The sequence below is a fragment of the Jiella endophytica genome, from assembly GCF_004519335.1.
GTDB classification, from domain to species: Bacteria; Pseudomonadota; Alphaproteobacteria; order Rhizobiales; family Rhizobiaceae; genus Jiella; species Jiella endophytica.
Genome location: NZ_SOZD01000001.1, coordinates 415,697 through 442,662, shown reverse-complemented (window position 1 = coordinate 442,662; position 26,966 = coordinate 415,697). Strand labels below are relative to the sequence as shown.

Below are 26,966 nucleotides of genomic sequence, written 5' to 3'. Positions count from 1 at the left end.
CGAATGCAACGCAGGCAGATCATCGTCGTCGGCGGCGGGCTCGCCGGCACGGCCACGGCACTCGGTCTCGCATCGGCAGGCTTCGACACGCTGCTGGCCGCTCCGCCCGCCCCGGAGGACAAGCGCAGCTCCGCCATCCTCGGCCGCTCGCTGGCCTTCCTCGCCGATCTCGGCGTTCTCGACGCCCTCGGCGAAGCGAGGGCGCCGCTCGCGGTGATGCGCATCGTCGACGATCTCGGGCGGCTTTTCCGCGCCCCGACGGTCGAGTTCAGGGCGAGCGAGATCGGCCTGACCGCCTTCGGCATCAACACGTTGAACGCCGATCTTGCGACGGCGCTTCAGGCCTGCACGGCAAAGCGCGAAAACCTCGAGATCCTGCCGCTCGCGGCGACCGGCCTGACCCAGAGCGACGACCGGGCGATCGTGAGCTTTGCCGACGGCAGCGAGATGGGCGCCGATCTCGTCGTCGCTGCGGACGGCCGGCGCTCGGCGATGCGCGAGGCGGCCGGCATCGGCGCTCGGCAGTGGAGCTATCCGCAGACCGCCATCGTCCTCAATTTCGAGCACACGCGCGACCATGGGGCGGTCTCGACCGAATTTCACACCCGCACCGGCCCGTTCACCCAGGTGCCGCTGCCCGGCCGCCGCTCCTCGCTGGTCTGGGTGGAAGATCCGAAACTTGCCGAACTCTATGTCGAGCTGAAGCCGGAGAAGCTCGCCTCGACGATCGCCGACAAGCTGCACTGGATCCTCGGCGAGGTGACCGTCGATGGTCCGGTGGCACGCTATCCGCTCGGCGGCAGCCGCGTCGAGCGCCTGACCGGCACCCGCCTCGCCCTCGTCGGCGAGGCCGCCCACGCCTTTCCGCCGATCGGGGCGCAGGGCCTCAATCTCGGGCTGAGGGACGCCGAGGCGCTGGTCCGGCTGGCGGAGGAAAGCCGCGACGATCCCGGCTCGCGGCTGATGCTGTCGCGCTACGAGGCGGGGCGGCGCGGGGACGTCGTCTCGCGGACGGCCGGTGTCGACATCCTCAACCGGTCGCTGCTGATGGATTTCCTGCCGAGCCAGATCGCCCGCAGCGGCACGATGGCGGCGATGGGCCTCGTCGGTCCGCTGCGCCAGTTCGCCATGCGCGAGGGGCTGGTGCCGGGCGCCGGGATCGCCGGCCTGCCCCGTTCAGTGAAGAAATGGATGGGTGGGCACGAGGCCGCTCGTGACCCCGTAGAGGATGAGCGTCACGGTCGCCACTGAGATCACCGTCGTCACCAGCACCACCGCCGAGGCCCGCTCGATCCACACCTCGTATTGCTGGGCGATGACGAAGACGTTGGTGGCGGTGGGCAGGCTGGCCAGAAGCAGAGCGCTCTTCACCCAGACGTCGTCGAACGTGCCGGCAAGACCGAGCGCCAGCCAGACGACGACCGGGTGGAGCAGCAGCTTGATCGGCACGATGGTGAACAGCTCCGGCGGCACGCGCTTCAGCGGCCGCAGCGCCAGCGTGACGCCCATCGCAAAGAGCGCGCAGGGCGCCGCGGCATTGGCGAGAAGCTGCAGGAAGCGATCGATCGGGCCGGTCGGATGAATGCCGAGGATGGCGGCGCCGACGCCGACGATGGTGGCGATGATGAAGGGGTGGGTGAAGATCTTCACCAGCACCTGCCGCACCATCGCCAAGGGCGCCTGCCGATCGCCGCCGATCGCCATCATCAGCGGTGCCATGACGAAATGCAGCGTGTTGTCGAAGCAGAAGATCAGCGCGACAGGCACGCCCGCCGCGGGCCCAAGCGCGGCGAGAGCGATGCCCGGACCCATATAGCCGATATTGCCATAGGCGCCGCCGAGCCCCTGGATGGTGGCGGCGGGAATGTCGCCGCGGCTGCGGAGAAGCGCGATGGCAAAGCCAAGGACGAAGATGACGAAGGTCGCGAGCGTCGTCGCGGCGATGAAGGAAACGCTCGCCAGCTGTTCGACCGGGGTTTTCGACAGGAGCTGGAAGAACAGCGCCGGCAGGGCGATGTAGATGACGAAGACGTTCAGCCAGGCGAGGCCGCTGACCGGATGCGGCGCCAGCCGTCCCGCCAGGAAGCCGAGCGCGATCAGGCCGAAGAACGGCGATATCAGCCCGATGATCGCGATCATCGGTTCGATCCGGGGCGGCAGGGTCTCATGCTATGGAAGCGGAACCGGCATCCGCTGTGCGTGTGCGGCGTCGGCAATGCCAAAATCCAAGCTCCACTTTCGTCAGTGACTTGCCAAAGGTTCCTTGAGTCCGGCATCACCGCCGTGTCGCGGCACGCGTGTTTCGGCGGCGGCATCGGACCAACCGGTTCGGAATCTGGCGAAGGATGGGCGACGACGTCTCCAAGAGAGACGACCGAGGCCGATTTGTTAATGGAGTCATGACGGCAATGCAAACCGCCCGTTTCAACATCGGCCAGATCGTCCGGCACCGACTCTACCCGTTTCGCGGCGTCGTCTTCGACGTCGATCCGGAATTCGACAACACCGAGGAATGGTACGAGTCGATCCCCGAAACGGTGCGGCCGCGCAAGGACCAGCCGTTCTACCACCTGTTCGCCGAGAACGCCGAGACCGAATATGTCGCCTATGTCTCGGAGCAGAATCTGATGCTTGACGAGACCGGCGCGCCGGTCCGCCATCCCCAGGTGAACGAGATGTTCGACGGTCCGTTCGACGGGGTCTACCGGCTGCGGATCGAGAACCGCAACTGACGACGGCGAGGGTCACCCTGCACCGGGGACCATGCAGACAAAACGACCGGCGCCGCTTCCACGGCGCCGGTCGCTTCGTTTCGATCAGGCTACAGCATCGGCCCGAAAATCGAAATCGATTTCGGACAGCACGATGCGCAGATTCAATAACTTGGAGCGTCCTTTGTGCGTCCATTCGGACGCACGGCGCTCCAATGGGCCGTGGATCGCCCCGGGCCGTCCGGCTTACTGAGTCGAGGTCGCGCCGCTCTGCTTGGCGGCGTTCTGGGCGTCCTCGAACTTCTTGCGACGCTCCTCGGCCTGCTTCTGCAGCGCGTCGTTCAGCTCCTTCTGGCGCTGGGCGAGCGCCGACTGGTCCTTCGGCGGACCGTCATAGGCGTCGGTAAAGCCTTTCAGCGTCACCGGAATGGGGTTGGCCTGGCGCTGGAAGTTGATCGAAGTGACGACCATCTGGTTGCCCTTCTTCATGCTGGCGACGAGGGCGTCGCTCAGCTCCGCCTCGGCGATGCAGCGGTTCGGGAAGCAGACGGAATAGTTCAGCGTCAGCGGCTGGTTGCTGTCGACCTTGACCTGCACGCCGGCGGGAATGACCCGGCCGGTCGGCACCACGGCCTGGATCACCTGCTGGTTCACCTTGCCCTTGACGTTGATCAGGTTGACCGCGGTGATCAGCTGGCGGGTATCGGCGACCAGCGAATACTGGGTGTTGCAGATATCGTTTTCGCCCTGCTTGGTGCAGACCTTGAACCATTCGGTCGGCATCACCTGCGGCTTGGCATTGGCATCCTGGGCGTTGGCCAGGGGCGCACCGGCGAGCAGCGTGGCTGTACCCACGAGCACGCCCGCGAGCTTCGAAAGCGAAGCGTTCTTCATCCGGTCTTGCACGGCCTCATGTCCTTTCGGCGCGTTGATTGCACTCGACGGGGGTTCCTTAACGAGCCCGGACGTCTTTCGCAAATGAGGCCATTTGAGGGCTTGGAGATCGCCGCTGGCGACATGCCCGGAGCAGCTTTCAACGGCGGAGAATCGCGTCGGCGGCGCCTGCGGAACCGCATTCGATCCGGGCCGACCCATCGCTCCGCCGAGCTATGCCGCCCGGCCGCCGCAGGGCCCGCAAGGCTGCAGATCGCGCGCCGCCGCGACGCGCCGCCCGAATGTCGGTGATCGGCCGGCTCCGGCTCGAATCCGCTGCAGCGCCGCTCAGTTGCGGCTCGGAAAAATGCCTTGCATGACGATGCACCAGCGCATGGCAAGATAGGGGCTGTTGTGCTGGAAGGGCACGCTGCCGCCGGCATTGCCGAGAGTCACGGCCAGGCTGCTGGAGCCCATCGCCACGTCCGGCGCATTGGCGTTGTAGATGAAGACGCCGTTGGTCGGCTGCGCGAGGCTGTTTCCTCCCGGGGTATCGGCCGCGGCGGCGACATCCGACCCGAGCAACTGGCCGGTGACGAGATGGTTGTGGATCGGCATGTTGGCCTGGCCGACGGCGACGGTGGACGTGCCGCCGCGCTGCCCGAGATTGTAGTTGGGCAGACCGGAGCCCTGGCCGAACTGAAGCGTCTCGACGCCCCGCATGTCCGGCAAAGCGAAGGTGACCCGCCCGTCGCCGCCATAGGTCGTGCCGAGCAGCGAGAACAGCGCCTGATTCGAATTGATCGCAAGGAGCTGGCCCTGCGCATCGGCCGTCCCCTGGGGGCAGAACGACCCGGCGATCGGAAGGATCTGCGCGAGATAGTACTCCTGCGCGAAACCTGGCGTCGCGGTCATCGCTGCGGCGGCGCAGAGGCCGGAGGCGACGGCTGCGGCGAACCGTGTGCGGCGGCGATAGTGACGGATCGATTCTCTGGCCATGGTGCCTCTCGCATCGGTGCGGATTTGTCGGACGGCGAGCTGCGATCAGTTTCGCGGCGGAAACACGCCGACGAGCGCGATGCACCAGCGCAGGGTGAGATAGGGAGTGCGGTTGTCGATCGGCTGGCTGCCGCCGGCGTTCTGGACGGCGATGGTGACGGAGCCGGGGTTGAGCGCCTGATCCGGCGAGCCGCGCGAGCGATAGATGAACGTGCCGCCGGTCGAGGCCGCCAGACTGTTGCCGCCGGGCGATGCCGTGGTCCCGGGCTGCGCCGAGGCGCTCAGCGTGCCGGTCGCGGCATGGGTATGGGACGGCAGGTTCTGCAGTGTCAGCGTGGTCGAGACCGACCCGCCCTGTTCGCCCTGGCTATAGTCCGGCAGGCCCGGCCCCTGGCCGACCCCGATCGGAACGCGGCCGCGAAGGTCCGGAAGAGCGAAGGTCGACGTGCCGTTACCGCCATAGTTCGTGCCGAGCAGCGAGAAGAGAGCGGTGTTCTGTGCGATGGGAAGAATGGCGCCGTTCGCCTCGGTGGTACCGCGCGGGCAGAAGGTCGCGCCGGTCAGCATCACCTGCCCGACATAGGGGTCCACCTGGGCCGCAGCGGGCGTCGTGCCGATCGCGCCGAGGATCAGCAGTGCCGTTGCGGCAGCCATCCTGCGGACAAATATCCAACCTGTCATCACCATCCCCTCCCATCGCAACCCTGCAGATATATCGACTATGCCGCACTTTCTACCGTTAGGGAATTCTATCGAATTGATATTTTTCGCAACCAATATTATGCGTCCATAGATCTTATATTATTGCAGACTTACGGATTTTGACCAAGTACATCCTCCGGCCGAGCTCGGGCGCGTTGCCTTCGCTTGACCAGCCATTGCACCGGCCGATGCGGGGACCGACGCCGGCTAGGCCCTCGTGGCAGTTTGCACCTTTCGCCGAGACCCGGCCGGGGTTAGCCTCCCGGCAAACGCCCGTCCCTGTCGCCTCTTCGTGTCGCGGCGCTGGTGGGCATGACGGGAGGAGACCTGCCTTGACCACCATTCGTGCCGCCGTTCTCAACCGGTCGCCCGTCGCCGCGCCCTACGCCGAGACACGACCGCTCGCCATCGAGACGCTGGAGCTGGAGGCGCCCGGACGCGGCGAGGTGCTGGTGCGGGTCAAGGCGGCGGGCCTCTGCCACTCCGACCTCTCGGTCGTCAACGGCGCGCGCCCGCGGCCGGTGCCGATGGCACTCGGCCACGAGGCTGCGGGTGTCGTCGAGGCGCTCGGGGACGGCGTCGACGACCTTGCCGTCGGCGATCACGTCGTCATGGTCTTCGTTCCCTCCTGCGGCCATTGCGTCCCCTGCGCCGAGGGCCGCCCGGCGCTCTGCGAGCCGGGCGCCGCGGCGAACGGCGCCGGCACCCTCCTCGGCGGTGCGATCCGGCTGAAGCATCGCGGCCAGCCGGTGCATCACCACATCGGCGTCTCGGCCTTTGCCGAGGCGGCGGTGGTCTCGCGCAATTCGCTGGTGAAGATCGACAGGGACCTGCCCTTTGCCCATGCCGCCCTGTTCGGCTGCGCGGTGCTGACCGGGGTCGGCGCCGTGGTGAACACTGCGGCAATCCGGGCCGGCCAGAGCGTCGCGGTGATCGGCCTCGGCGGCGTCGGCCTTGCCGCCCTTCTCGGCGCGAAGGCCAGCGGCGCGGCGAGGCTCGTCGCGGTCGATCCGATCCCGGAGAAGCGGGCATTGGCGCTGGAACTCGGCGCGAGCGACGCGATCGATCCGCGCGAGGACGGCGCAGAGGCAAAGGTCAAGGCGCTGACCGGCGGCGGCGTCGATGCGGCGGTCGAACTCGCCGGCTCGGTCCCTGCCCTCGACTTTGCCTATCGGATCACCCGCCGCGGCGGGCTGACGGTGACCGGCGGCCTCGCCGCACCGACGGAGCGGCTGGCGCTCGCGCCGGTGACGCTCGTCGCCGAGGAGCGCACCCTCAAGGGCAGCTATATCGGCAGCTGCATCCCGAGCCGCGACATTCCCCGCTACGTCGCGCTGTTCAAGGCGGGACTGCTTCCCGTCGACCGGCTGCTCACCAGCACCGGCGGCCTCGACGACATCAATGCCGCACTCGACGCCCTCGCCGAAGGCCGAACGGTGCGCCACGTCATCGAAATGTGAGCCCGCCGGCCCGCCGAGCGGGCCAAGGCGTCGCACGTCTCTCGGCTGTCTCAGCCGAACTTGCGGGCCGCATCGATGCCGAGGCCGAGACCGACGGAGCCGAAGGCATCCGACTGGGCGATCTTGGCGCCTGGAAAGCGCGAGACGGCGGCAGCCCGCACCGCCGGCACCTGCGCGCCGCCGCCGGTGAGGATGACGGTCTCGATCGCGGTTGCGGCCACCCCCGCCTCCAGAAGCGCCCCGTCGATGGCGCCGCCGATCCTCGCGACGAGTTCGCCCGTCGCCGCCTCGAAGGCCGAACGGCTCGTCGGCGCCGCGATGGTCAGCCCCGCCTCGCGCAGCATGACCGTCGCCTCCTCGGCATCGGTCAGGGCGATCTTCGCCGTTTCCACCGCGCCGGCGAGCCGGTGGCCGGAGCGATGCTCGAGAAGATGGGCAAAGCGCGAAAGCTTCGACGGCTCGGCCGCCTCGCGCTCCAGCGCCCGGATGTCGCGCAGAACCGAGGGCGTGTAGAGCATGTTGATCCGGTGCCAGGTGGCCATGTCGTTGAAGTACCAGACCGGCAGGCGCCGCTTGCCGTCGGCGGTCGAGCTGCCGAGGCCGAAATGCGGCATCACCTCGGCGATCGACAAAAGCCGGTCGAAGTCGGTGCCGCCGACATGGACGCCGGTGAAGCTCAAAATGTCGTCGAGGCGGTCCTCGGCCATCGCCCGCCGGGGCGACAGGCGCACCACCGAGAAGTCCGAAGTGCCGCCGCCGATATCGACGACCAGCGCCAGTTCCTCCGCCGCGATCCGGCTTTCATAGTAGAGCGCCGCAGCGACGGGCTCGAACTGGAAGGCGATGTCGGAAAAGCCAACGCCGCGGGCCGCTGCTTCCAGCTGTCCTGCGGCGGCGCGGTCGGCCGCATCGTCGCCGTCGACGAAGCGGACCGGGCGGCCGAGCACGACCTTGTCGAGGGCGATCGTCCCCTCGCCGGCCGCGGCGGCGCGATCGGCCTCGCGCTCGAGAGTGCCGCGCAGATGCGCGAGGAAGCGGCCGATCAGCTCGACGAAGCCGAGGCGCTCGCGGCCGATCCGCGTCGTCTCCTCCATCAGGGAAGAGCCGAGCACCGACTTCAGCGCCCGCATGAACCGCCCTTCGGCGCCGTCGACATATTCGAAGACGGCGGCGCGGCCGAAATAGGTCCGGCCGTCCTCGAAACTGAAGAACAGCGCCGAGGGCAGCGTCGCCGCATCGCCCTCGACCGAAAGGAGCCTCGGCGCGGCGTTCGAACGGGCGGCAAGGCCGAGGGTCGAGTTGGTGGTGCCGAAGTCGAGGCCGGCGAAGAGGTCAGGCAAGGTGCTATCTCGGCTTGGGATCTGGGCGCTGCGCCCCCGCGGCGACGTTAGTCGGGCAACAGGCAGGCGCGTGAAGAGGCGGGTCGCCCGGGCCGGGCGTCCCGCGCGAAACGGCGTCTCTACCCCAAGGCGGCGACAGCTTGAAGACCGGCCCGGTGAAATTGCCGGTCGATGCGACGAAGCATTGCGCCAGCGGCGGCGGGGCTTTATCGGCCAACCCCTCACCTGCCAGATGTTCCCAGACGCCCTCCGATGCGGATCGATCGCCCGATGTCCCTTCCAGACGGATTCACCGACATTCCTCCCGGCAAGCTCGCCGCCATCGCGACCATCCTCGAGCGACGCACGCCGCCGGACGATGCGCCCTTCGCCAGCACCGGCAAGGACGACTGGCGCTTCGAGCGGGCCGAGCGCCCGGATCTCGCCTGGTACTGCGAGCTCTTGCGCCGGGTCGGATCGAACCACCTCTGGTACCAGCGACTGATACAGGAGCCGGAAGCGATCGCCGCGAAGATCGGCGATCCGGCGACGGTCATCCATGCCCTCTTCGCCGACGGGAAAGCCGAAGGCATCGCCGAGCTCGACTGCACCGAGCCGGCACGCCCGGAGCTCGTCTATTTCGGCGTCACGCCCGAGCTTGCGGGATCGGGCGCGGCGCATTTCATGATGGAGCGGCTGATCGCCTTCGCCTTTGCGCGCCCGATCGAACTGTTGTGGCTGCACACCAACACCAACGACCATCCCCGCGCGATGGGCTTCTATCGCCGCGCGGGCTTCGTGCCCGTGCGCCAGATGCTGGAGCTTGCCGACGACCCGCGACTGACCGGCCTGTTCGCGCCGGAGACGGCGCCGCAGCTGCCGATATTCCCCGGCCCCGGGCGGGACTGATCGCCGCATCGGCGGCTGGCAGTTGCACAAACTGCGACTTCGGCGATGGCGAAGCGCCGGCCGAGCGATCCCGTGGCACCGATCTGGCCGCCGATTCGTCCCGGAATTTTGATCAGAGCTGCGCGAAACACGCAAATCCGCCCTCACCAGCCGTGCAATCTCGGCATATCGAAATTGCAGATTCAGCAGGGCGGCAGCGGCGCGGCGCCGCAGCGGACGCGGCATCAACGCGCAAGCCGGTTGGAATCAAAACGGCCGGCAACCAGTGCCGGCCGTTCGATTGTGTAATGAAGTCGGCGGCGGACGCCGCCGCCGCGTCACTCCTGATATTCGAGGAGGTCGTTGTAGCGCAGTGCCAGCATGGTCGCGACGGCGCCCGACAGGAGGTAGAGACCCGCGGCGACGAGGCCGAGATGGTAGGTGAGGTACAGCGCGACGAAGGGCGCGAAGCCCGCTCCGAACAGCCAGGCAAGGTCCGAGACCACCGCCGAGCCGGTGTAGCGATAGTTGCGCGGGAAGTTCGACGCGACGACGCCCGAGCACTGGCCGAACGATACGCCGAGAAGCGCGAAGCCGAAGACCATGTAGATGATCTCGCCGGCCACGCCCTGCGCCAGCAGCGACGGCGCGAAACCGCTGAAGACGGCGATCAGCAGCGCCGTGACGCCGAGAAGATTGCGCCGGCCGTATTTGTCCGCGAGCATGCCCGAAGCGACGATGGCGAGAGCGCCGATCACCGCGCAGACCGCCTCGATGATCAGGAAGCGGGTCACCTGCTCCTTGGTGAAGAGCTCGACCCAGGACAGCGGGAACACCGTCACCATGTGGAACATGGCGAAGCTCGCCAGCGGCGCGAAGGCGCCGACGATGATGTAGCGGCCGTACTGGCGCACCGTCTTGCGCACCCGCGTCGCCTGGAGTTCGCGGCGTTCGAACTGCCGGACATATTCCGGCGTGGCGACGATCCGCAGCCTGGCAAACAGCGCCACGACGTTGATCGCGAAGGCGACGAAGAAGGGGAATTGCCAGCCCCAGGCGTCGAATTCCTCGGTCGGCAGGAAGCCGTAGAAGAAGGCAAAAAGCCCCGATGCGACAATAAGCCCGAAGGGTGCGCCGAGCTGCGGCACCATGGCCCACCAGCCGCGCTGGTTTTCCGGAGCGTTCATGGCAAGCAGCGAGGCGAGACCGTCCCAGGTGCCGCCGAGCGCGACGCCCTGGCCGATACGGAAGAGAGCCAGGAGCCAGATCGCCGCCGCACCGACGTCCTGATAGTCGGGCAGGAACGCCACGACGACGGTCGAGGTGCCGAGCAGGAACAGCGCGATCGTCAGCTTCGTCCCCTTGCCGTGCAGCCGGTCGATGGCCATGAAAAGCCAAGTGCCGAAGGGCCTTGCGATGAAGGCGAGCGCGAAGATCGCAAAGGAGTAGAGAACGCCGGTGACGGGATCGACGAAGGGGAAAACCCGCTCCGGAAACACCAGCACCGAAGCGATCGCAAAGACGAAGAAGTCGAAGAACTCGGAGGTTCGTCCGATCACGACGCCGATGGCGATCTCGGTGGGATTGACGGTGTGCCCGCGGGCACCTGGCTGCGCCGGCGAACCGGCGAAGTGGGGGGTGGCAACAGTCTCGCTCATTCTGCGATCCCAAGCACGATTGGTGGCTTGCGGCAAGCGCGCCGCAGATTAACGACCGGTAAGGTATCGCCCCTGCACAGAATGGGGGGTTGAGGCCCGGCGCGATTTGTTCAATACCAGCGCCGCGCGGCAGTCAACGTTCGGCTTCTGGCCGGCCAGCCGCCCATTTCATGTCAGAACAATACGGGGCCGCTCCATTGCGTCCGTTTCGTCTACTCGCCGTCCTGTCGCTGCCATTCGTGTTGAGCGCCTGCGACTCTCCGCTGCTGTTTCCCGGCGGCGACATCGCGGCCCGCCAGCGCGACATGCTGCTGATCGCGACCGGGCTGATGCTGATCATCATCATACCCGTCATCTTCATGTCGCTGTATTTTCCGTGGCGCTACCGGGCCACGAGCAAGACGGCGGACTACGATGCCGAGTGGGATCATTCGACCAAGCTGGAACTGGTCATCTGGACCGTCCCGCTGCTGATCATCATCTGCCTCGGCGCGGTGACATGGGTCGGAACCCACCTCCTCGATCCGTTCCGGCCGCTGGACAAGATCACCACCAGCGACAGCGTCAAGCTCGACGAGGATCCGCTCGAGGTCCAGGTCGTCGCGCTGAACTGGAAATGGCTGTTCATCTATCCCCAGTACGGCGTCGCTTCGGTGAACGAGCTCGCCGCCCCGGTGAACCGACCGATCCGCTTCGACCTGACGGCGGAATCGGTGATGAATGCCTTCTACATCCCGACGCTGGCCGGCATGATCTATTCGATGCCGGGCATGGAGACGAAGCTCCACGCGGTGATGAACGAGACCGGCGTCTATGACGGCATCGCCTCGCACTATAACGGCGCCGGCTTCTCCGACATGCAGTTCAAGTTCTACAGCCAGAAGGACGGCGACTTCGACGCCTGGATCCAGAACCTGAAGGACTCCGGCCAGGCGCTCGACACCGACAGCTATCTCGACCTCGCCAAGCCGAGCGAGGCGGTTCCGGTCGAATACTTCTCCTCGGTAGATCCCGATCTCTACAAGCGGATCCTCGGAATGTGCGTCAATCCGGGCAAGCTGTGCATGCAGCAGATCATGATGATCAACGCCGGCAAGGCCGAGCCGGGCAAGGACGTCACGATCGACCAGCTGAAATACAAGACCTACGACCTCGACGCCTTCGGTCATGGCGAGGTTGACGGCAAGGGTCAGGCCGGCGACGAGCCGCAGGGCGCCACCGCACCGGCGACGGGGCGCGAGCCGCACAGCGACACCGCCAAATCGGACGGCGATGCGACCGGCGACGACAGCGTCGCACCGCCGCAACTGAACAATGACTGACGAAAGGCCCCGGCAGCTGCCGGGGCACGCCAGCTAACAGCAAGAGACGATTTCCATGCTGGGCAATACGGATCTCACACGGCTGATCTTCGGGCGCCTGACGCTCGACTCGATCCCCTATCACGAGCCGATCCTTATCGGCACCTTCGCGGTCGTGGCAATCGGCGGCCTCGCGCTCCTCGGCGCGCTGACCTACTTCAAGCTCTGGGGCTATCTCTGGAACGAGTGGTTCACCAGCGTCGATCACAAGAAGATCGGCATCATGTACATGGTGCTCGCCATCGTCATGCTGCTGCGCGGCTTCGCCGACGCGCTGATGATGCGCGCCCAGCAGGCGATCGCCTTCAACGGCTCGGAAGGCTTCCTGCCCGCCCACCACTACGATCAGGTGTTTTCCGCCCACGGCGTCATCATGATCTTCTTCGTGGCGATGCCGCTGATCGTCGGCGTGATGAACATCGTCGTGCCGCTGCAGATCGGCGCCCGCGACGTCGCCTTTCCCTTCCTCAACAATTTCAGCTTCTGGATGACCGCCGGTGGCGTCATCATCGTCATGCTGTCGCTGTTCATCGGCGAATTCGCCCGCACCGGCTGGCTCGCCTTCCCGCCGCTCGCGGACGCCGCGAACAGTCCGGGCGTCGGCGTCGATTACTACATCTGGGGTCTGCAGATCGCCGGCGTCGGCACTCTGTTATCGGGCGTCAACTTCCTGGTGACCATCATCAAGATGCGGGCACCCGGCATGACCATGATGCGCATGCCGATCTTCACCTGGACGGCGCTCTGCACCAACATCCTGATCGTCGCCTCATTCCCGGTGCTGACCGCGGTTCTGGCCCTTCTCTCGCTCGATCGCTACGTGGGGACGCATTTCTTTACGAACGATCTCGGCGGCAATTCGATGATGTATTTCAACCTCATCTGGATCTGGGGCCATCCGGAGGTCTACATCCTCATCCTGCCGTGCTTCGGCATCTATTCGGAGGTCACCGCGACCTTCTCGGGCAAGCGGCTGTTCGGCTACACCTCGATGGTCTACGCGACGGTGGTGATCACCATCCTCGCCTATCTCGTCTGGCTCCATCACTTCTTCACCATGGGCAACGGGGCGAGCGTCAACTCATTCTTCGGCATCACCACGATGATCATCTCGATCCCGACGGGAGCGAAGATCTTCAACTGGCTGTTCACCATGTATCGCGGCCGGGTGCGCTTCGAACTGCCGATCATGTGGACGATCGCCTTCCTGGTGACCTTCACCCTCGGCGGCATGACAGGCGTCCTCCTTGCCGTGCCGCCGGTCGACTTCGTCACCCACAACTCGCTGTTCCTCGTCGCCCACTTCCACAACGTGATCATCGGCGGCGTCCTGTTCGGCATGTTCGCCGGCATCAACTACTGGTTCCCCAAGGCCTTCGGCTTCAAGCTCGACAGGTTCTGGGGCACGGTGAGCTTCTGGTTCTGGGTGGTCGGCTTCTACTTCGCCTTCATGCCGCTCTACGTGCTCGGCCTGATGGGCGTGACCCGGCGCCTGCGGGTGTTCCACGATCCGTCGCTGCACATCTGGTTCATCATCGCCGCCTTCGGCGCGGCGCTGATCGCCTGCGGCATCGCCGCCTTCCTGGTCCAGATCTTTGTCTCGATCCGCAACCGGGAGGCGCTCGCCGACACCACCGGCGATCCGTGGGACGGCCGCACCCTGGAATGGGCGACCTCCTCACCACCGCCGCACTACAACTTCGCCTTCACCCCGGTGGTGCACGGCCTCGACACCTATGCCGACATGAAGAAGCGCGGTTTTGAGCGGCCGATGGAGGGCTTCAAGCCGATCCACATGCCGAAGAACACCGGGGCTGGCGTCGTCATCGCGGCGCTGGCGACGATCTGCGGCTTCGCCCTGATCTGGTACATCTGGTGGCTCGCGGCGATCAGCTTCGTCGGCATCATCGTCGCCACGATCTGGCACACCTTCAACTACAACCGGGACTACTACATCCCGGCGGACGAGGTGGCGGCATCCGAGCGTGCCTTCGCCAATGCCGTGGCCGCACGGAGCTGATCTGATGGAAAACGTCATCGATGGCGGCGAGGCCAAGTCGCCGGTCTTCTTCGAGCTCGACGAGCACGAGCACGAGCCGGGCGGCAGCACCATGCTGGGCTTCTGGATCTACCTGATGAGCGACTGTCTCATCTTCGCGGTCCTGTTCGCCACCTACGGCGTCCTCGCCACCAACTATGCGGCGGGGCCACGCCCCGAGGAGATCTTCGAGCTGCCGCTGCTGGCGGTGAACACGGCGATGCTGCTGTTCTCCTCGATCACCTACGGCTTCTCGATGATCGCCATGCAGAACCGCAACAAGCAGGCGGTGCTGCTCTGGCTGGTCGTCACGGCGATCTTCGGCGTGCTCTTCGTCGGCATCGAGCTCTACGAGTTCGCCGGCCTGATCCACGAAGGCGCCTCGCCCCAGCGCAGCGGCTTCCTGTCGGGCTTCTTCACGCTGGTCGCCACCCACGGGCTGCACGTCTCCTTCGGCATCCTCTGGATGGTCGTCCTGATGGTGCAGGTGGCGAAACTCGGCCTGATTGAGCCGAACCGCCGGCGGCTGATGTGCCTGTCGATGTTCTGGCACTTTCTGGACGTCGTCTGGATCGGCGTCTTCACCTTCGTCTATCTCATCCGGGTGATTTGATGAGCATTGGCTCCCACACCTCCGACGCGCACCACGGCGACCACGGCGGCCACCATCCGAGCGGGGAATCCCACTCCACGATGAGCGGCTACCTGACCGGCTTCGGCCTGTCGGTGGTCCTCACGGTCATTCCCTTCTGGCTGGTCTGGGCGAGACCGATCGAGGACGGCGTCGTCACGTCCCTCCTCGTCATCCTCCTCGCCGTCGCGCAGATCATCGTCCACATGATCTACTTCCTCCACATGGACGCGAAGTCCGAGGGCGGCTGGACGATCATGGCACTGATCTTCACCGTCGTCCTCGTGGTGATCACCATCTCCGGCTCGCTGTGGGTGATGTACCACCTGAACAGCAACATGATGCCGATGGACAACAGCATGCAGATGGACGGCCTCGAGATGAAGGGCATGTCGATGGACGGCGCTTCCGACGCCGGCAAGAACGCGCCAGAGGCCGGCGCATCCACGGAAAGTGGCCATGGCGACCATGGCGGGATGACCATGGGCGGATCGCAAAATGGCAGCGGCTCCGGTCAGTAGGCTGCGTCCGGCCAGCAAGACGGCGAGGCGTTCGAGTTGGACGACGGAGCCAGGATCGACGTGAAAGACGGGACAGGGGGTCGGCGTCGCAGTGTGCTGCGGGCCGCGCTCCTCGCGCTCGTCGGCATCGCGCTGTTCTGCGGTTTCGTCGGCCTCGGCATCTGGCAGATCGAGCGGCGCAGCTGGAAGCTCGCCCTGATCGAGGCGGTGAACCAGCGCGTCGCCGCGGCCCCGGTTCCGGCCCCTGGCCCGGAGGCCTGGCCGAAGCTCTCCTTCGACGGCGACGAATACCGCCATGTCAGCGTCACCGGCCGCTACGAGGCCGGCAAGAGCGTCTTCGTCCAGGCGACCACCGACTATGGCGGCGGCTTCTGGCTGATGACGCCGCTGCGCGACAAGTGCGGCTTCACCGTGCTGGTCGATCGCGGCTTCGTCCCCTCGAAGGATTTTCTCGCCGATGCCGGGCTGACCGGCGAACCGGTCTCCGTCACCGGGCTGATGCGGCTCAGCGAGCCGGGCGGCGCCTTCCTGCGATCGAACGACCCCAAGGCCGGGCGCTGGTATTCCCGCGACGTCACGGCGATCGCCGCGGAAAAGCAGCTGGAACGGCCGGTCGCGCCCTATTTCATCGACGCCGGATCACCACTCGAACGGCCGCAACTGCCGAATGTCGAAATGGGGACGCCCGACCTTCCACCGGACGCCTATCCGATCGAGGGGCTGACGCGGGTCGCCTTCCGCAACCAGCATCTTCAATACGCCCTCACCTGGTTTGCCCTGGCGGCGCTGGTCGTCGTCGCAGCCGTCGTCGTCGTCCGCCACGGGCGACGCCGCGAGGGCTGAGCGCAGGAACGCCGCTGCCCGGCGCGCGCGCCGTTGCCTCGACGGACGGAGACGCCCGGGCCGCCCTCGCTCAGGATGCCTTGGCCGTAATCGCCTGTTCGGGCATCGATGCCCGCCAGCGATCGATCGAGAAGGAGAAGACCTCCATCTCCTCGCCGAAACCGCGCAGCGGGTAGGAGCCGAGGCTCTCCAGCGCCCTGTTGCAGCTTGCCTGCTCGGCGAAGGCCTTCGACACCAGCACCGGGCGCTTCAGCGTCTTGGTGAGGGATTCGAGCCGCGAGGCGGCGTTGACCGAAGGGCCGATGACCGTGAAGTCGAGGCGCGTGCGCGATCCGATATTGCCGTACATCACATCGCCCAGATGAATGCCGACGCCGTAGCGCAGGATCTCGTGGCCACCGCGCTCGCGCTCGGCATTCAGCGCGTCCATCGCCGCCTGCGCCTCGTCGACCGCCGACAGGAGATCGTCGCAGGCGGTGGGCCGATCGAGCGGGAAGATCGCCAAGAGGCCGTCGCCGATGAATTTCAGGATCTCGCCGCCGTGCCGCTCGATCGGCTCGCAGATCGCATCGAAATAGCCGTTGAGGATCTCGATCACGTCGTCGCGCGGCCACAGCTCGGAGATGTGGGTGAAGTCGCGCAGGTCGCAGACGATGATCGCAGCGGCGACCGTCGTGCCGCTGCCGCGGGTGATCGCGCCGGCGAGGATCTCCTCGCTGGCATGGGGACCGACATAGGTTTCGAGAAGCGTGCGGGCGAGGCGGTTCTTCAGCCGGATCTCGCTGACCAGCGCGAAATGCGGCAACAGCTCGGATAAAAACGCCCGGTCGTCGTCGGAAAATCCGTCAGCAGCGTCGCTGGCGAAGGTGATGACATGCCGGCGCCCGAGGGTGTGTTCGAGCGGCCAGGCGAAATATTCGGTCAGGCCTTCGTCACGCAGTCGCCTGAACAGCGGGTACTGATCGAGATTCTCCTCACCGTCCGAAACGCTCCAGCGCACCTCGGCATCGCCGGCATGGACCCGCGCGACGGGGCTTTCGAGATAGCCGGGCGATTCCAGGACACCGTGCTGGAAGGTCTCGATCTCGACTTCCGGCGCGCCGTCGCGCCACAGGATGCGGGCGCCGAGCCACTGCGGATGCTGGATGCGGAAATGCAGCGTCGCCCGCGCCACCGGCATGCCGGCGGCCCGCAGGCGGTCGCAGAGTTCCTGGAAGATATTGTCGACGAAGCGCTCCCGGCTCGTGTCCTTCACGAGCCAGTCGATGATTGCCTTTCGCTCGAGGAGCTGGCCGTCCGCCCGGGGCGATCGGATAAGGGGGGCAGAGCGTACGAGCTCCATGATGATGTTCCTTGTTGCGGCAGCCGCCCGAAACGCGCCCCGTCGTGGGGGCCGGCGGCTGCGCGATGGTCCCGTGGGGCCGCGCCGAGACGTCCGGGCGATGCCGGAGGAATCGCCGCTCCGTTGCCGGGACGTTTGGCTCGCGGGTATATGGGCTCTCACCCGCAGGTTTGCAAAGCATGGTCGAACGGGTGTTCGAGGCCAGCATTGCGGCAGATCGGAGGCCGCGCGGTCGTCGCAAGGGTTACGAAATGTGCACCGCACTCTCGGTGCTGGCGAAGTGCGACGAAACATCCTAGAAATTCGGGCTTGGGGGAATTCCAGCGTCCGTCGCAGGATGCCCGCGAGCCTTCCCGACCGTCCCGCCGCTTCGAGGTCCAAGCCATGAACGTCCACGATCCCAAGCTCGCCGAGTCGCCCGCAGACGAACTCGCGGCGAATGTCTCGGTGCCCTTCGAGACGGCTCTGGCGATGCCGAAATCGGTCTATACCTCGCCGAATTTCCTGCAGCAGGAACTCGAACACATCTTTGCGAGGGAATGGCTCTGCGCCGGCCGTGCCGACGCGCTGGCCGAGCCCGGCGCCTATCTCACCATGGAGATCGCCGGCGAGCCGGTGATCGTCCTGCGCGGCAAGGACGGCCAGCTTCGGGCGCTGTCGAATGTCTGCCGCCACCGGATGTCCACGATGCTTCAGGGCCGCGGCACAGTGCGCTCGATCGTCTGCCCCTACCACGCCTGGACCTACAATCTCGACGGCTCCCTGCGCGGCGCTCCGGCGATGGTCGCCAATCAGAGCTTCTGCAGGGACGAGATCGCGCTTCCCGAGATCCGCTGCGAGGAATGGCTCGGCTGGATCATGGTGACGCTGAACCCGGATGCGCCGAGCCCGGCCGAGCGGCTGAAGGACGTTGAGGCGCTGGTCGGCTATCTTGGCATGGAAAACTACACCGAGACCTTCCGCGAGGAGCATCGCTGGAACACCAACTGGAAGGTCCTCGCCGAGAACTTCATGGAGAGCTATCACCTGCCGGCCTGCCACGCCGGCACGATCGGCGGCTCGGCCGACGACCTGATGAAGATGACGCTCCCGGAAGGCACCGAGGCCTTCAACTACCACTTCATCCTGCGCAACGACGCCGTGCCGCTGGCACTTGCCCATCCGGACAACACCACGCTCACCGGCGACCAGCGGCGCACCACCTGGCTCCTGTCGGTCTATCCCGCCCTCTTCATCTCGCTGACCAACGGCTATTTCTGGTATCTCAGCCTGCATCCGGACGGCCCGGATCACGTCAAGATCCTCTATGGCGGCGGCATGTCGCCGGACTATGTCGGCGATCCGGAGGCGCGCGGGCACTTCGAGGCGGTGAAGGCGCTGCTCGACGACGTCAATGTCGAGGATCGCGGCTGCACCGAGCGCGTCTACAGGGGCCTTTGCAGCCAGCTCAGCGAGCCCGGCCCGCTGTCGCATCTCGAGCGGCCGAACTTCGAGTTCGCGCAATATATTTCGCGGCTGATCGAGGCGGGACGGGCGCGGGCCGGCTGATCCGGCCGTTACCCCGCGCGTCCACCCTGCCGATATCAATCCCCACCGGAGCTTGACGCCGTGGCCGACGATCGCCGCTTTCGCCCGCTCGATTCCGCCGAAGTGCCGCGCTTTGCCGGCCCGGCGAGCTTCATGCGCCTGCCTGTCGCGCGGCCCGACGAGGTGGACATCGCGCTCCTCGGCATTCCCTTCGACGGCGGCACCACCAACCGCACCGGCGCCCGCCACGGGCCGCGCGAGATCCGCAACCAGTCGAGCCTCGTCCGCCCGTTCCATCATACGAGCCTGACCTCGCCCTACGATCTCGCCGGGATCGCCGATTGCGGCGACGCGCCGGTGAACCCGGTCGACCCGGCCGACAGCATCGAGCGGATCACCGGCTTCTACCACGAGGTCGCGGCGGCAGGCGCCATTCCGCTGACCGCCGGCGGCGATCATCTGATCACCCTGCCGATCCTGCGCGGCCTGTTGCGCGGCGCACCCCGCGCCCTCATCCATTTCGACGCGCATTCGGATACTTACGACGAATTCTTCGGAAACCGCTACAATCACGGTACGCCGTTCCGCCGGGCCGTCGAGGAAGGCCTGCTCGACCCGAAGCGCATGGTGCAGATCGGCCTTCGGGGCGCGATCTCGGATGCGGCGAATTTCGATTTCGCCAAGGCCGAAGGCATCCGGATGATCTTCATCGAGGAACTGATGGCACGCGGCGTCGCCGACGTGATGGCCGAGGCGCGCGAGATCGCCGGTGCAGCCGAGACCTACGTCTCCTTCGACATCGACATCATCGATCCGGCCTTCGCACCCGGCACCGGCACGCCGGAGATCGGCGGCATCACCACCTTCCAGGCGCAGGCGCTGGTGCGCGGGCTTGCCGGCGTCGACATCGTCGGGGCGGACGTCGTCGAGGTCTCGCCACCGCTCGATCCGAGCGGCATCACCGCGCTCACCGGCGCGACGATGATGTTCGAGCTGCTCTGCGTCATGGCGCAGGCGACGGCGCGCAGGGGCGGATAACCCGACGATTCGTCAGAGCCCGGCCTCGAGCCGGTCGATTAGGGCGCCGAGCATGGCGTCGCAGCGGGCGAGCTGCTCCTCGCTGACGAACTCGTCCGGCCGGTGACCCTGGTTCATCGAGCCGGGCCCGCAGATCACCGTCGGGATTCCCGCCGCCTCGGAGAACAATCCGCCTTCCGTGCCGAAGGCGACCTTGATCGTGGCGTTCTCCCCGGTGAGCGAGCGGACGAAGTCGACGACGCCGGCGCCCGGCGCCGTGTCGAGGCCCGGATAGCCGCGGGTGGTCTCGATCGAAATGGCGGCGTCCCGGTCGCCGGTCTGCGAAACGATGCGGTCGGCATCGGCCTTCAGGCGGCCGATCAGCGCCTCGGGATCGGCCGCCGCCAGATAGCGGATCTCGAAATCGACCTCGGCGTGGTTCGGCACGATGTTGGGGCTCAAGCCGCCGGCGATGCGGCCGACATGCAGCGTCGTATAGGGGATGTCGTAGTCGTCGTCCTTTGCACCTGTTTCCGCCACCTCTGCCTGGAGGTCGCGCACGGCGCGGGAGAAGTCCGCGGCAAGATGGAGCGCGTTCATCGCCCTGGGGGCGAGCGCCGTGTGCCCCTCCCTGCCTTTGCAGGTGGCGCGGTAGAAGCCCTTGCCCTTGTGTCCAGTCGCGACCTTCAGCTCGGTCGGCTCGCCGACGATGCACATCAGCGGCTTCACCGGTGCCTTTGCCAGGATGTCGACGAGGTCCCGCACGCCGATGCAGCCGATCTCCTCGTCGTAGGATAGCGCCAGATGCAGCGGGGTCCTGAGGTGCCGCCTGGAGGCGCTGAGCGCCGCCGCCACCGCGGACGCGACGAAGCCCTTCATGTCGGCGGTGCCGCGGCCATAGAGCCGGCCGTCACGGCGCGTCATCGCGAAGGGATCGACCGTCCAGTCCTGCCCCTCCACCGGGACGACATCGGTGTGGCCGGAGAGCATGACGCCGGGCACGCCCTCCGGCCCGATCGTGGCGAAGAGATTGGCCCGCTCGCCGCTCTCGTGACGCACCCAGTCGATGCGCGCGCCGACGCCCAAGAGGAGCTCCGCGACATAGTCCAAGAGCGGCAGGTTCGGGGTGCGCGACAGTGTCGGAAAGGCGATCAGGCGCTCGAGGATGGAGATGGTCTGCATGCGCGGCGACTCGGCTGGGATGGAAGCACCCACCCTCGCCCGTCGCCGGCGCCGACACAAGCTGCCGGCCGAGCCGGACCGCGAATGCCGGGCGGGGTCATGCATTAGCGTTGACTCATCGATTAGAGATCGCTAATGATACTGCCATGAGCCAGACAACCTCCGTCACCACCGTGATGCGCGCCCTCGCCGATCCGACGCGGCGGGCGGTGCTGGAGCGGATCGCCCAGGCCGACGAAGTGACCGTCGTCGAACTGACCCGCGGCAGCGGCGTGACGCAGGGCGCGATCTCGCAACATCTCAAACAGCTGAAGCTTGCCGGCCTCGTCAGCGAACGCCCGGAAGGGCGGCGGGTCTTCTACCGCGCGAAGCCCGAGGGCCTCGAACCGCTGGCCGACTGGATGGACCACTACGCCGCCTTCTGGCGAGGCAGGTTCGAACGACTGGAAGTCTTGTTGAAGGAGATCGATCCATGATCGCCGTGGACCTTGCCTCGCACACCCGCGACATCGTCGTCGAGGAGACCTTTCCCCACGCGGCTGCGACCTTGTGGAAGGTGTTGACCGACCCGGATCTGATGGGCCGCTGGCTGATGAAGCCGACCGGCTTCGAGCCGGTGGTCGGCAACCGCTTCACCTTCCAGACGACGCCGGCAGGTCCGTGGGACGGCCTGATCCGATGCGAAGTCCTCGAAGTCGTCGCGAACGAGCGGCTGGCGCACAGCTGGAAGGGCGGCGACGAGGCCAACACCGAATATGGCTCGCTTCTCGACACCGTCGTCACCTGGACGCTCGCCCAGTCGGAAGCCGGCACGCGGCTTCGCCTCGTCCATTCCGGCTTCCGGCCGCAGAACGATTTCAGCTTCAGGAACATGAGCAACGGCTGGCCGAAGGTCGTCCGCAGGGTGGACGAACTCGCCGCAGAGGAGGTGTGACATGCAGGACGCAATCGTGACCGGCTTCCGCAAGGTGCCGAGTTTTGCCGAAGGGCTGGTGAGGGATCTGCGGGTGCGCTGGGCCCTCAACGAGGCGGGGATCGCCTATGAAACGGCGGCAGTCGAGGTCAGCGAGCGGCATTCGGAGAGCCACCGGCGCAGCCACCCCTTCGGCCTCGTCCCGGTCTTTGCGGCAGACGGCAGGACGATGTTCGAGTCCGGCGCGATCCTCTACAGGATCGCCGAAACCTCCCCCGCCCTGATGCCGGAGGATGCCGACGGGCGCGCCGAGACACTGACCTGGATGTTCGCCGCGCTCAACACGATGGAGCTTCCGCTGAACGAACTTTCGGTCCTCGATCTCCAGCACGCCGATCAGGACTGGGCGAAGCTGCGGCGCCCCGGCGCCGTCGAGGCCGTCAGGACACGCCTCGACGCCCTCGCGACCTGGCTCGATGGCCGGGACTACCTCACCGGTCGCTTCTCCGCCGCCGACATCCTGATGACCACCGTTCTGAGGCTCATCGGGCACACCGATCTGGTGGCGGAATACGGGCCGGTGAAGCGCTACCAGACCCGCTGCGAAGCGCGACCCGCGTTTCGGCGGGCACTCGACGAGCAGATCGCCGGCTACCGCGAGAGCGCCGTCGCCGCGTGAACGACCGGGCCGCGTCGCGGCAACCGACTGGACACGCCTGCAGACGGAGCGCCCGGCCGCGTCCGGGCGTTCGACGCAGCCGCCAGAACACGGGATGAAGACCCATGATGTCATCACAGCCGCTCGACCGCGGAAGTCGGCTTTCGCAAGAGAGACCCGCGGTCGTCTCGCGGGAGGAATGGAACGCGGCCCATGCCGCGATGCTATCGCGCGAAAAGGCCCACACCCGGGCCCGCGACGCGCTGGCGGCGGAGCGGCGCCGGATGCCATGGCTTGAAGTCGATAAGTCCTATGCCTTCGAGGGACCGGAGGGCCGCGTCGGCCTCGAAGACCTCTTCGAGGGTCGCCGCCAGCTGATCGTCTACCGCGCCTTCTTCGAGCCCGGGGTCTTCGGCTGGCCGGAGCAAGCCTGCCGGGGCTGTTCCATGGTCGCCGACCAGGTTGCCCATCTTGCCCATCTCAATGCCCGCGACACGACTCTCGCCTACGTTTCCAGAGCGCCGCAGAACGATATTGCCCGTCTCAAGACGAAAAACGGCTGGGAAATCCCCTGGTACTCGCTGACTGACGAGTTCGATCTCGATTTCGGCGTCGACCAGTGGCATGGGCACAATGTCTTCTTTCGAGAGAACGGCAGGATCTACCGGACCTACTTCATCAACAGCCGCGGCGACGAGGCGATCGGCACGACCTGGAGCTACCTCGACATGACGCCGCTCGGCCGTCAGGAAAGCTGGGAGGATTCGCCGCAAGGCTATCCGCAGACGCCGCCCTACAAATGGTGGAACTGGCACGATGGCTACGACGCGGCCGCCGCGCCCGACCAGCGCTGGGTCGAGGTCTCCGAGGCGGGCGAAGCGGCGTTCCGGAATCGCCCCGAGCCGACGGAGAGGTAAGCATCCCTGCCATGGCGACATGCCGGACGCGATCCTGGCCGGCAACGTCGAAAGACGGCTTGACGACGAGCCAAAAAGCGCGGCGATCTTCACCCCGCGGCCGGCCGACATAGGTAAGTGATGCTGCCACGTCACTCCCACCGAAGACTTCCCGCAGATGCCCCAGACCGATGCGTCGGAGCCGCCTGACGACGGCGCCCCGAACCGCTCACGCCAGAGCTTCCTCGCGCTCTTTCCCTCCATCGTCCTGCCGATGTTCCTCGCCGTCGTCGACCAGACGATCGTCGCGACGGCGCTGCCGGCCATCGCCGCCTCGCTCGGCGACGTCGACCGGCTGTCCTGGGTGGTGGTGTCCTATCTCGTCGCGACGACCATAGCCGCGCCGGTCTATGGCCGGCTCGGCGACGTCTTCGGCCGTCGGCGGCTGATGTTCGTGGCGCTGGCGATCTTCATGGGAGCATCATTGCTCTGCGCCCTCTCCCAGAGCATCCTGATGCTGACCATCGCCCGCATCCTGCAGGGCGCTGGCGGCGGCGGGCTGATGACGCTGTCGCAGGCGCTGGTCGGCGAAGCGATCCCGCCGCGCGACAGGGCGCGCTATCAGGGCTATCTCGCCGCCGTCGCGGTCTCCTCCAGCGCCTTCGGCCCGGTGGCGGGCGGCTTTCTGACCGAGCATTTCGGCTGGCCGTCGGTGTTTCTCGTCAATATTCCGATCGGTCTTGCCGCCGTGGCGATGACGATGCGGCTGCCGAACCGCCAGGGGACGGGAGAAAACTTCCGCTTCGACACGCCCGGCCTCGTGCTCTTCGCCGCCTTCATCGCATCGACGCTGATCATGCTGGAACAGGCCCAGCAGCTTGCGTCCGGCGTCGCGCTGATGCCGCTGGTGCTCGCAGTCCTCGCGGTGGTCGCCGTGGTGCTGCTCGTCCGGCGGGAAAGGCAGGCCCCCTCGCCGCTGCTGCCGATCCCGCTCCTGAAGCATCCGGCGATCTGGCGCTGCGACGGGCTCGCCGCCTGTCACGGCGCGATGCTGGTCTCGCTGATCACCTTCCTGCCGCTCTATTATCGCATGGTGCATGGCGCTTCTGCCGCCGAGACGGGCTTCCTGCTGCTGCCGATGACCATGGGGATCGGCGTCGGATCGCTCACCACCGGCCGCATCGTCGGGCGGACCGGATACACCGCCATCTTCCCGTCGGTGGGGCTGACGCTCGTGGCGATTTCGCTGCTCGCCATCACCTTCCTGGCGCCGAGCCTGAAGGTCACCAGCCTCAGCTGGGGATTCGGCCTGATCTCCATCTTCATGGGGACGGTGATGGGCGTCGTGCAGCTGACGGTGCAGCTTGCCTCGGGGCGCGAACAGCTCGGCGCCGGTGCCGCGACCGTGCAGTTCTCCCGCTCGCTCGGCGCGGCGGTGGGCACGGCGCTGGTCGCAACCGTGCTGTTCGCCACGATGACCCACGGCAATCCCGGTGCCGGAGAGGCGTTCGCGCGGATCCTGCAGGAAGGCCCGCAGGCCCTCGACAGCCTCGGCGCAGCTGAGCAGACGGCAATCGAGGGCCGTCTTCAGGACGCCTTCCGCAACGCCTTCCTCTGCATTGCCGGCTTTTCCTTCATGGCGCTGGCCCTTGCCTGGAGCCTGCCGATCCGTCGGCTGTAGCCCAGCGTGGACGGTGCCGAGGCGACGCTGCGCGCCTCTGAGGTCGCGGGAGCGATCGGTCAGCCGAGGATGCCCGGGAGGTTCAGCCCCTTATCCCGCGCGCAATCCAGCGCATCCTCATAGCCGGCATCGGCATGACGCATGACGCCGGTGGCGGGGTCGTTCCAGAGCACGCGTTCGAGCCGGCGGGCGGCGTCCTCGGTGCCGTCGGCGACGATCACCATGCCGGCATGCTGGGAAAAGCCCATGCCGACGCCGCCGCCGTGGTGCAGCGATACCCAGGTCGCGCCGGAGGCTGTGTTTAGGAGCGCATTCAGCAGCGGCCAGTCGGAGACGGCGTCGGAGCCGTCCTGCATCGCCTCGGTCTCGCGGTTCGGCGAGGCGACGGAGCCGGAATCGAGATGGTCGCGGCCGATCACCACCGGCGCCTTCAACTCGCCCGAGGCGACCATCTCGTTGAAGGCGAGGCCGAGGCGGTGACGGTCGCCGAGGCCGACCCAGCAGATCCGCGACGGAAGTCCCTGAAAGCGGATGCGCTCCTTCGCCATGTCGAGCCAGTTGTGGAGATGAGCGTTGTCCGGCAGGAGTTCCTTCACCTTGGCGTCGGTCCTGTAGATGTCCTCGGGGTCACCGGAGAGCGCCGCCCAGCGGAACGGCCCGACACCGCGGCAGAACAGCGGCCGGATATAGGCCGGCACGAAGCCCGGGAAGGCGAAGGCATCCTCGACCCCTTCCTCCAGCGCCATCTGGCGGATGTTGTTGCCGTAGTCGACGGTCGGAACGCCGGCCCTGTAGAGATCGAGCATCGCCTTCACGTGGACCGCCATCGAGGCCTTGGCGGCTTCGGTGACGGCCTTCGGATCGCGCTCGCGCCTGTCCTCCCAATCCGCCAGCGTCCAGCCGGCCGGCAGATAACCGTTGACTGGATCGTGGGCCGAGGTCTGGTCGGTGAGGATATCCGGCCTGACGCCACGCCTGACCATCTCGGGCAGGATCTCGGCGGCATTGCCGAGCAGCGCGACGGAGATCGGCCGCTTCGTCCGGGCCGCCTCCTCCATCAAAGCGATAGCCTCGTCGAGGTCCTTTGCCTGTTTGTCCACATAGCCGGTCTTCAGGCGAAAATCGATCGAGGACGGCCTGCATTCGATGGCGAGGCAGGAAGCGCCCGCCATGGTGGCCGCGAGCGTCTGGGCGCCGCCCATGCCGCCGAGCCCGGCGGTGAGGATCCAGCGGCCGGAGAGGTCGCCGCCATAATGCTGGCGGCCCATCTCGACAAAGGTTTCATACGTGCCCTGCACGATCCCCTGCGAGCCGATATAGATCCATGAGCCGGCCGTCATCTGGCCGTACATGGCGAGCCCCTTCTTATCGAGCTCGTTGAAATGGTCCCAGGTCGCCCAGTGCGGCACGAGGTTGGAATTGGCGATGAGGACGCGCGGTGCGTCCTTGTGGGTGCGGAAGACGCCGACCGGCTTGCCGGACTGGACGAGCAGCGTCTCGTCGGATTCCAGCTCGCGCAGGGCCGCGACGATGCGGTCAAAACTCTGCCAGTCCCGGGCCGCCCGGCCGATGCCGCCATAGACCACCAGCTCCTGCGGCTTTTCGGCGACCTCGGCGTCGAGATTGTTCATCAGCATGCGCAGCGGCGCTTCGGTCAGCCAGCTTTTCGCCGAGATTTCGGTGCCGCGCGGCGCGGCGATCCTGCGGGCGTTGTCGAGGCGGATCGGCGTCGTAGTCATGGAAGAG

At 66.7% G+C, this 26,966-nt stretch carries 24 protein-coding genes and 1 pseudogene; 16 read left to right on the top strand and 9 right to left on the bottom strand.

Features of this window, described 5'->3' with window-relative positions; translation table 11 throughout:
* Positions 1–3 precede the first annotated feature (3 nt).
* Complete coding sequence (locus E3C22_RS02110) at positions 4–1,251, top strand: UbiH/UbiF family hydroxylase (protein WP_134759757.1); 1,248 nt, start codon at positions 4–6, stop codon at positions 1,249–1,251.
* Here the strand turns inward: E3C22_RS02110 and E3C22_RS02105 are convergent.
* Entirely contained in the window at positions 1,177–2,139 is a 963-nt protein-coding gene (locus tag E3C22_RS02105) for an AEC family transporter (protein WP_134759755.1), read from the bottom strand. The genes E3C22_RS02110 and E3C22_RS02105 overlap by 75 nt on opposite strands.
* 269 nt (positions 2,140–2,408) lie before the next feature.
* Here E3C22_RS02105 and hspQ point away from each other — a divergent pair, with 269 nt between their 5' ends.
* A complete protein-coding gene (gene hspQ, locus E3C22_RS02100) occupies positions 2,409–2,732 on the top strand; it encodes a heat shock protein HspQ (RefSeq protein WP_134759753.1) in 324 nt (107 codons plus the stop codon).
* 225 nt (positions 2,733–2,957) lie between these two features.
* Here the strand turns inward: hspQ and E3C22_RS02095 are convergent, their stop codons facing one another.
* The 3 genes from E3C22_RS02095 to E3C22_RS02085 form a co-directional block, all read right to left on the bottom strand.
* Positions 2,958–3,605, bottom strand: a complete 648-nt coding sequence (locus E3C22_RS02095; RefSeq protein WP_167591597.1) for an invasion associated locus B family protein — start codon at positions 3,603–3,605, stop codon at positions 2,958–2,960.
* A gap of 327 nt (positions 3,606–3,932) precedes the next feature.
* Complete coding sequence (locus tag E3C22_RS02090; protein ID WP_206026886.1) at positions 3,933–4,583, bottom strand: phage tail protein; 651 nt, start codon at positions 4,581–4,583, stop codon at positions 3,933–3,935.
* A 45-nt stretch (positions 4,584–4,628) separates the two neighbouring features.
* Complete coding sequence (locus E3C22_RS02085; protein WP_245514712.1) at positions 4,629–5,264, bottom strand: phage tail protein; 636 nt, start codon at positions 5,262–5,264, stop codon at positions 4,629–4,631.
* A 353-nt stretch (positions 5,265–5,617) separates the two neighbouring features.
* On the opposite strand from E3C22_RS02085, the gene E3C22_RS02080 reads away from it, so the two are divergent.
* Positions 5,618–6,745: a zinc-dependent alcohol dehydrogenase family protein gene (locus tag E3C22_RS02080; RefSeq protein WP_245514711.1), complete on the top strand. Its 1,128-nt coding sequence runs from the start codon at positions 5,618–5,620 to the stop codon at positions 6,743–6,745.
* Positions 6,746–6,795: 50 nt separating this feature from the next.
* Here E3C22_RS02080 and E3C22_RS02075 read toward each other — a convergent pair whose 3' ends face one another.
* Positions 6,796–8,085 carry an Hsp70 family protein gene (locus E3C22_RS02075; RefSeq protein WP_134759749.1) on the bottom strand — a complete coding sequence of 430 codons (1,290 nt, stop codon included), beginning with the start codon at positions 8,083–8,085 and terminating at the stop codon, positions 6,796–6,798.
* Between the two features lie 270 nt (positions 8,086–8,355).
* Here E3C22_RS02075 and E3C22_RS02070 point away from each other — a divergent pair, with 270 nt between their 5' ends.
* Positions 8,356–8,973, top strand: a complete 618-nt coding sequence (locus tag E3C22_RS02070) for a GNAT family N-acetyltransferase (RefSeq protein ID WP_134759747.1) — start codon at positions 8,356–8,358, stop codon at positions 8,971–8,973.
* A gap of 317 nt (positions 8,974–9,290) precedes the next feature.
* On the opposite strand, the gene E3C22_RS02065 is transcribed toward E3C22_RS02070, so the two are convergent.
* Positions 9,291–10,610, bottom strand: coding sequence for an MFS transporter (locus E3C22_RS02065; protein ID WP_134759745.1), 1,320 nt, complete (start codon positions 10,608–10,610; stop codon positions 9,291–9,293).
* Between the two features lie 170 nt (positions 10,611–10,780).
* Here E3C22_RS02065 and cyoA point away from each other — a divergent pair, with 170 nt between their 5' ends.
* The 5 genes and pseudogenes from cyoA (at position 10,781) to E3C22_RS02040 (ending at position 16,004) form a co-directional block, all read left to right on the top strand.
* Positions 10,781–11,932, top strand: coding sequence for a ubiquinol oxidase subunit II (gene cyoA, locus E3C22_RS02060; protein WP_134759743.1), 1,152 nt, complete (start codon positions 10,781–10,783; stop codon positions 11,930–11,932).
* A gap of 55 nt (positions 11,933–11,987) precedes the next feature.
* The gene (cyoB, locus tag E3C22_RS02055; protein ID WP_134759741.1) at positions 11,988–13,991 is read left to right on the top strand and encodes a cytochrome o ubiquinol oxidase subunit I; all 2,004 of its coding nucleotides are present in this window, start codon (positions 11,988–11,990) and stop codon (positions 13,989–13,991) included.
* Positions 13,992–13,995: 4 nt separating this feature from the next.
* Positions 13,996–14,622, top strand: a complete 627-nt coding sequence (cyoC, locus tag E3C22_RS02050; RefSeq protein WP_134759739.1) for a cytochrome o ubiquinol oxidase subunit III — start codon at positions 13,996–13,998, stop codon at positions 14,620–14,622.
* Positions 14,622–14,993 (top strand): annotated as a pseudogene (gene cyoD / locus E3C22_RS02045) (cytochrome o ubiquinol oxidase subunit IV); the annotation flags it as partial. The gene cyoC and the pseudogene cyoD, both read left to right, overlap by 1 nt.
* A gap of 204 nt (positions 14,994–15,197) precedes the next feature.
* Positions 15,198–16,004 (top strand): SURF1 family protein, encoded by an 807-nt coding sequence (locus E3C22_RS02040; protein ID WP_245514710.1) that lies wholly within the window; start codon positions 15,198–15,200, stop codon positions 16,002–16,004.
* A gap of 70 nt (positions 16,005–16,074) precedes the next feature.
* Here the strand turns inward: E3C22_RS02040 and E3C22_RS02035 are convergent, their stop codons facing one another.
* Positions 16,075–17,346, bottom strand: coding sequence for an adenylate/guanylate cyclase domain-containing protein (locus E3C22_RS02035; RefSeq protein WP_134759735.1), 1,272 nt, complete (start codon positions 17,344–17,346; stop codon positions 16,075–16,077).
* 384 nt (positions 17,347–17,730) lie between these two features.
* On the opposite strand from E3C22_RS02035, the gene E3C22_RS02030 reads away from it, so the two are divergent.
* Complete coding sequence (locus E3C22_RS02030; RefSeq protein ID WP_134759733.1) at positions 17,731–18,894, top strand: aromatic ring-hydroxylating oxygenase subunit alpha; 1,164 nt, start codon at positions 17,731–17,733, stop codon at positions 18,892–18,894.
* 132 nt (positions 18,895–19,026) lie between these two features.
* Positions 19,027–19,911: an agmatinase gene (gene speB, locus E3C22_RS02025; RefSeq protein ID WP_134760895.1), complete on the top strand. Its 885-nt coding sequence runs from the start codon at positions 19,027–19,029 to the stop codon at positions 19,909–19,911.
* 12 nt (positions 19,912–19,923) lie between these two features.
* On the opposite strand, the gene argE is transcribed toward speB, so the two are convergent.
* Positions 19,924–21,072, bottom strand: a complete 1,149-nt coding sequence (argE, locus tag E3C22_RS02020) for an acetylornithine deacetylase (RefSeq protein ID WP_134759731.1) — start codon at positions 21,070–21,072, stop codon at positions 19,924–19,926.
* A gap of 146 nt (positions 21,073–21,218) precedes the next feature.
* On the opposite strand from argE, the gene E3C22_RS02015 reads away from it, so the two are divergent.
* From E3C22_RS02015 to E3C22_RS01995, 5 genes are all read left to right on the top strand, one after another.
* Positions 21,219–21,548 (top strand): ArsR/SmtB family transcription factor, encoded by a 330-nt coding sequence (locus tag E3C22_RS02015; protein ID WP_134759729.1) that lies wholly within the window; start codon positions 21,219–21,221, stop codon positions 21,546–21,548.
* Positions 21,545–22,006 carry an SRPBCC family protein gene (locus tag E3C22_RS02010; protein ID WP_134759727.1) on the top strand — a complete coding sequence of 154 codons (462 nt, stop codon included), beginning with the start codon at positions 21,545–21,547 and terminating at the stop codon, positions 22,004–22,006. The genes E3C22_RS02015 and E3C22_RS02010 overlap by 4 nt, the downstream gene beginning before the upstream one ends.
* Position 22,007: 1 nt before the next feature.
* Positions 22,008–22,664, top strand: a complete 657-nt coding sequence (locus tag E3C22_RS02005; protein ID WP_134759724.1) for a glutathione S-transferase family protein — start codon at positions 22,008–22,010, stop codon at positions 22,662–22,664.
* A 104-nt stretch (positions 22,665–22,768) separates the two neighbouring features.
* Positions 22,769–23,560 carry a DUF899 domain-containing protein gene (locus E3C22_RS02000; protein WP_206026885.1) on the top strand — a complete coding sequence of 264 codons (792 nt, stop codon included), beginning with the start codon at positions 22,769–22,771 and terminating at the stop codon, positions 23,558–23,560.
* Between the two features lie 157 nt (positions 23,561–23,717).
* A complete protein-coding gene (locus E3C22_RS01995; protein WP_134759721.1) occupies positions 23,718–25,220 on the top strand; it encodes an MFS transporter in 1,503 nt (500 codons plus the stop codon).
* Between the two features lie 59 nt (positions 25,221–25,279).
* Here the strand turns inward: E3C22_RS01995 and hutU are convergent, their stop codons facing one another.
* On the bottom strand, positions 25,280–26,959 hold the full coding sequence (gene hutU, locus E3C22_RS01990; RefSeq protein WP_134759719.1) for a urocanate hydratase: 1,680 nt from the start codon (positions 26,957–26,959) through the stop codon (positions 25,280–25,282).
* Positions 26,960–26,966: the final 7 nt, after the last annotated feature.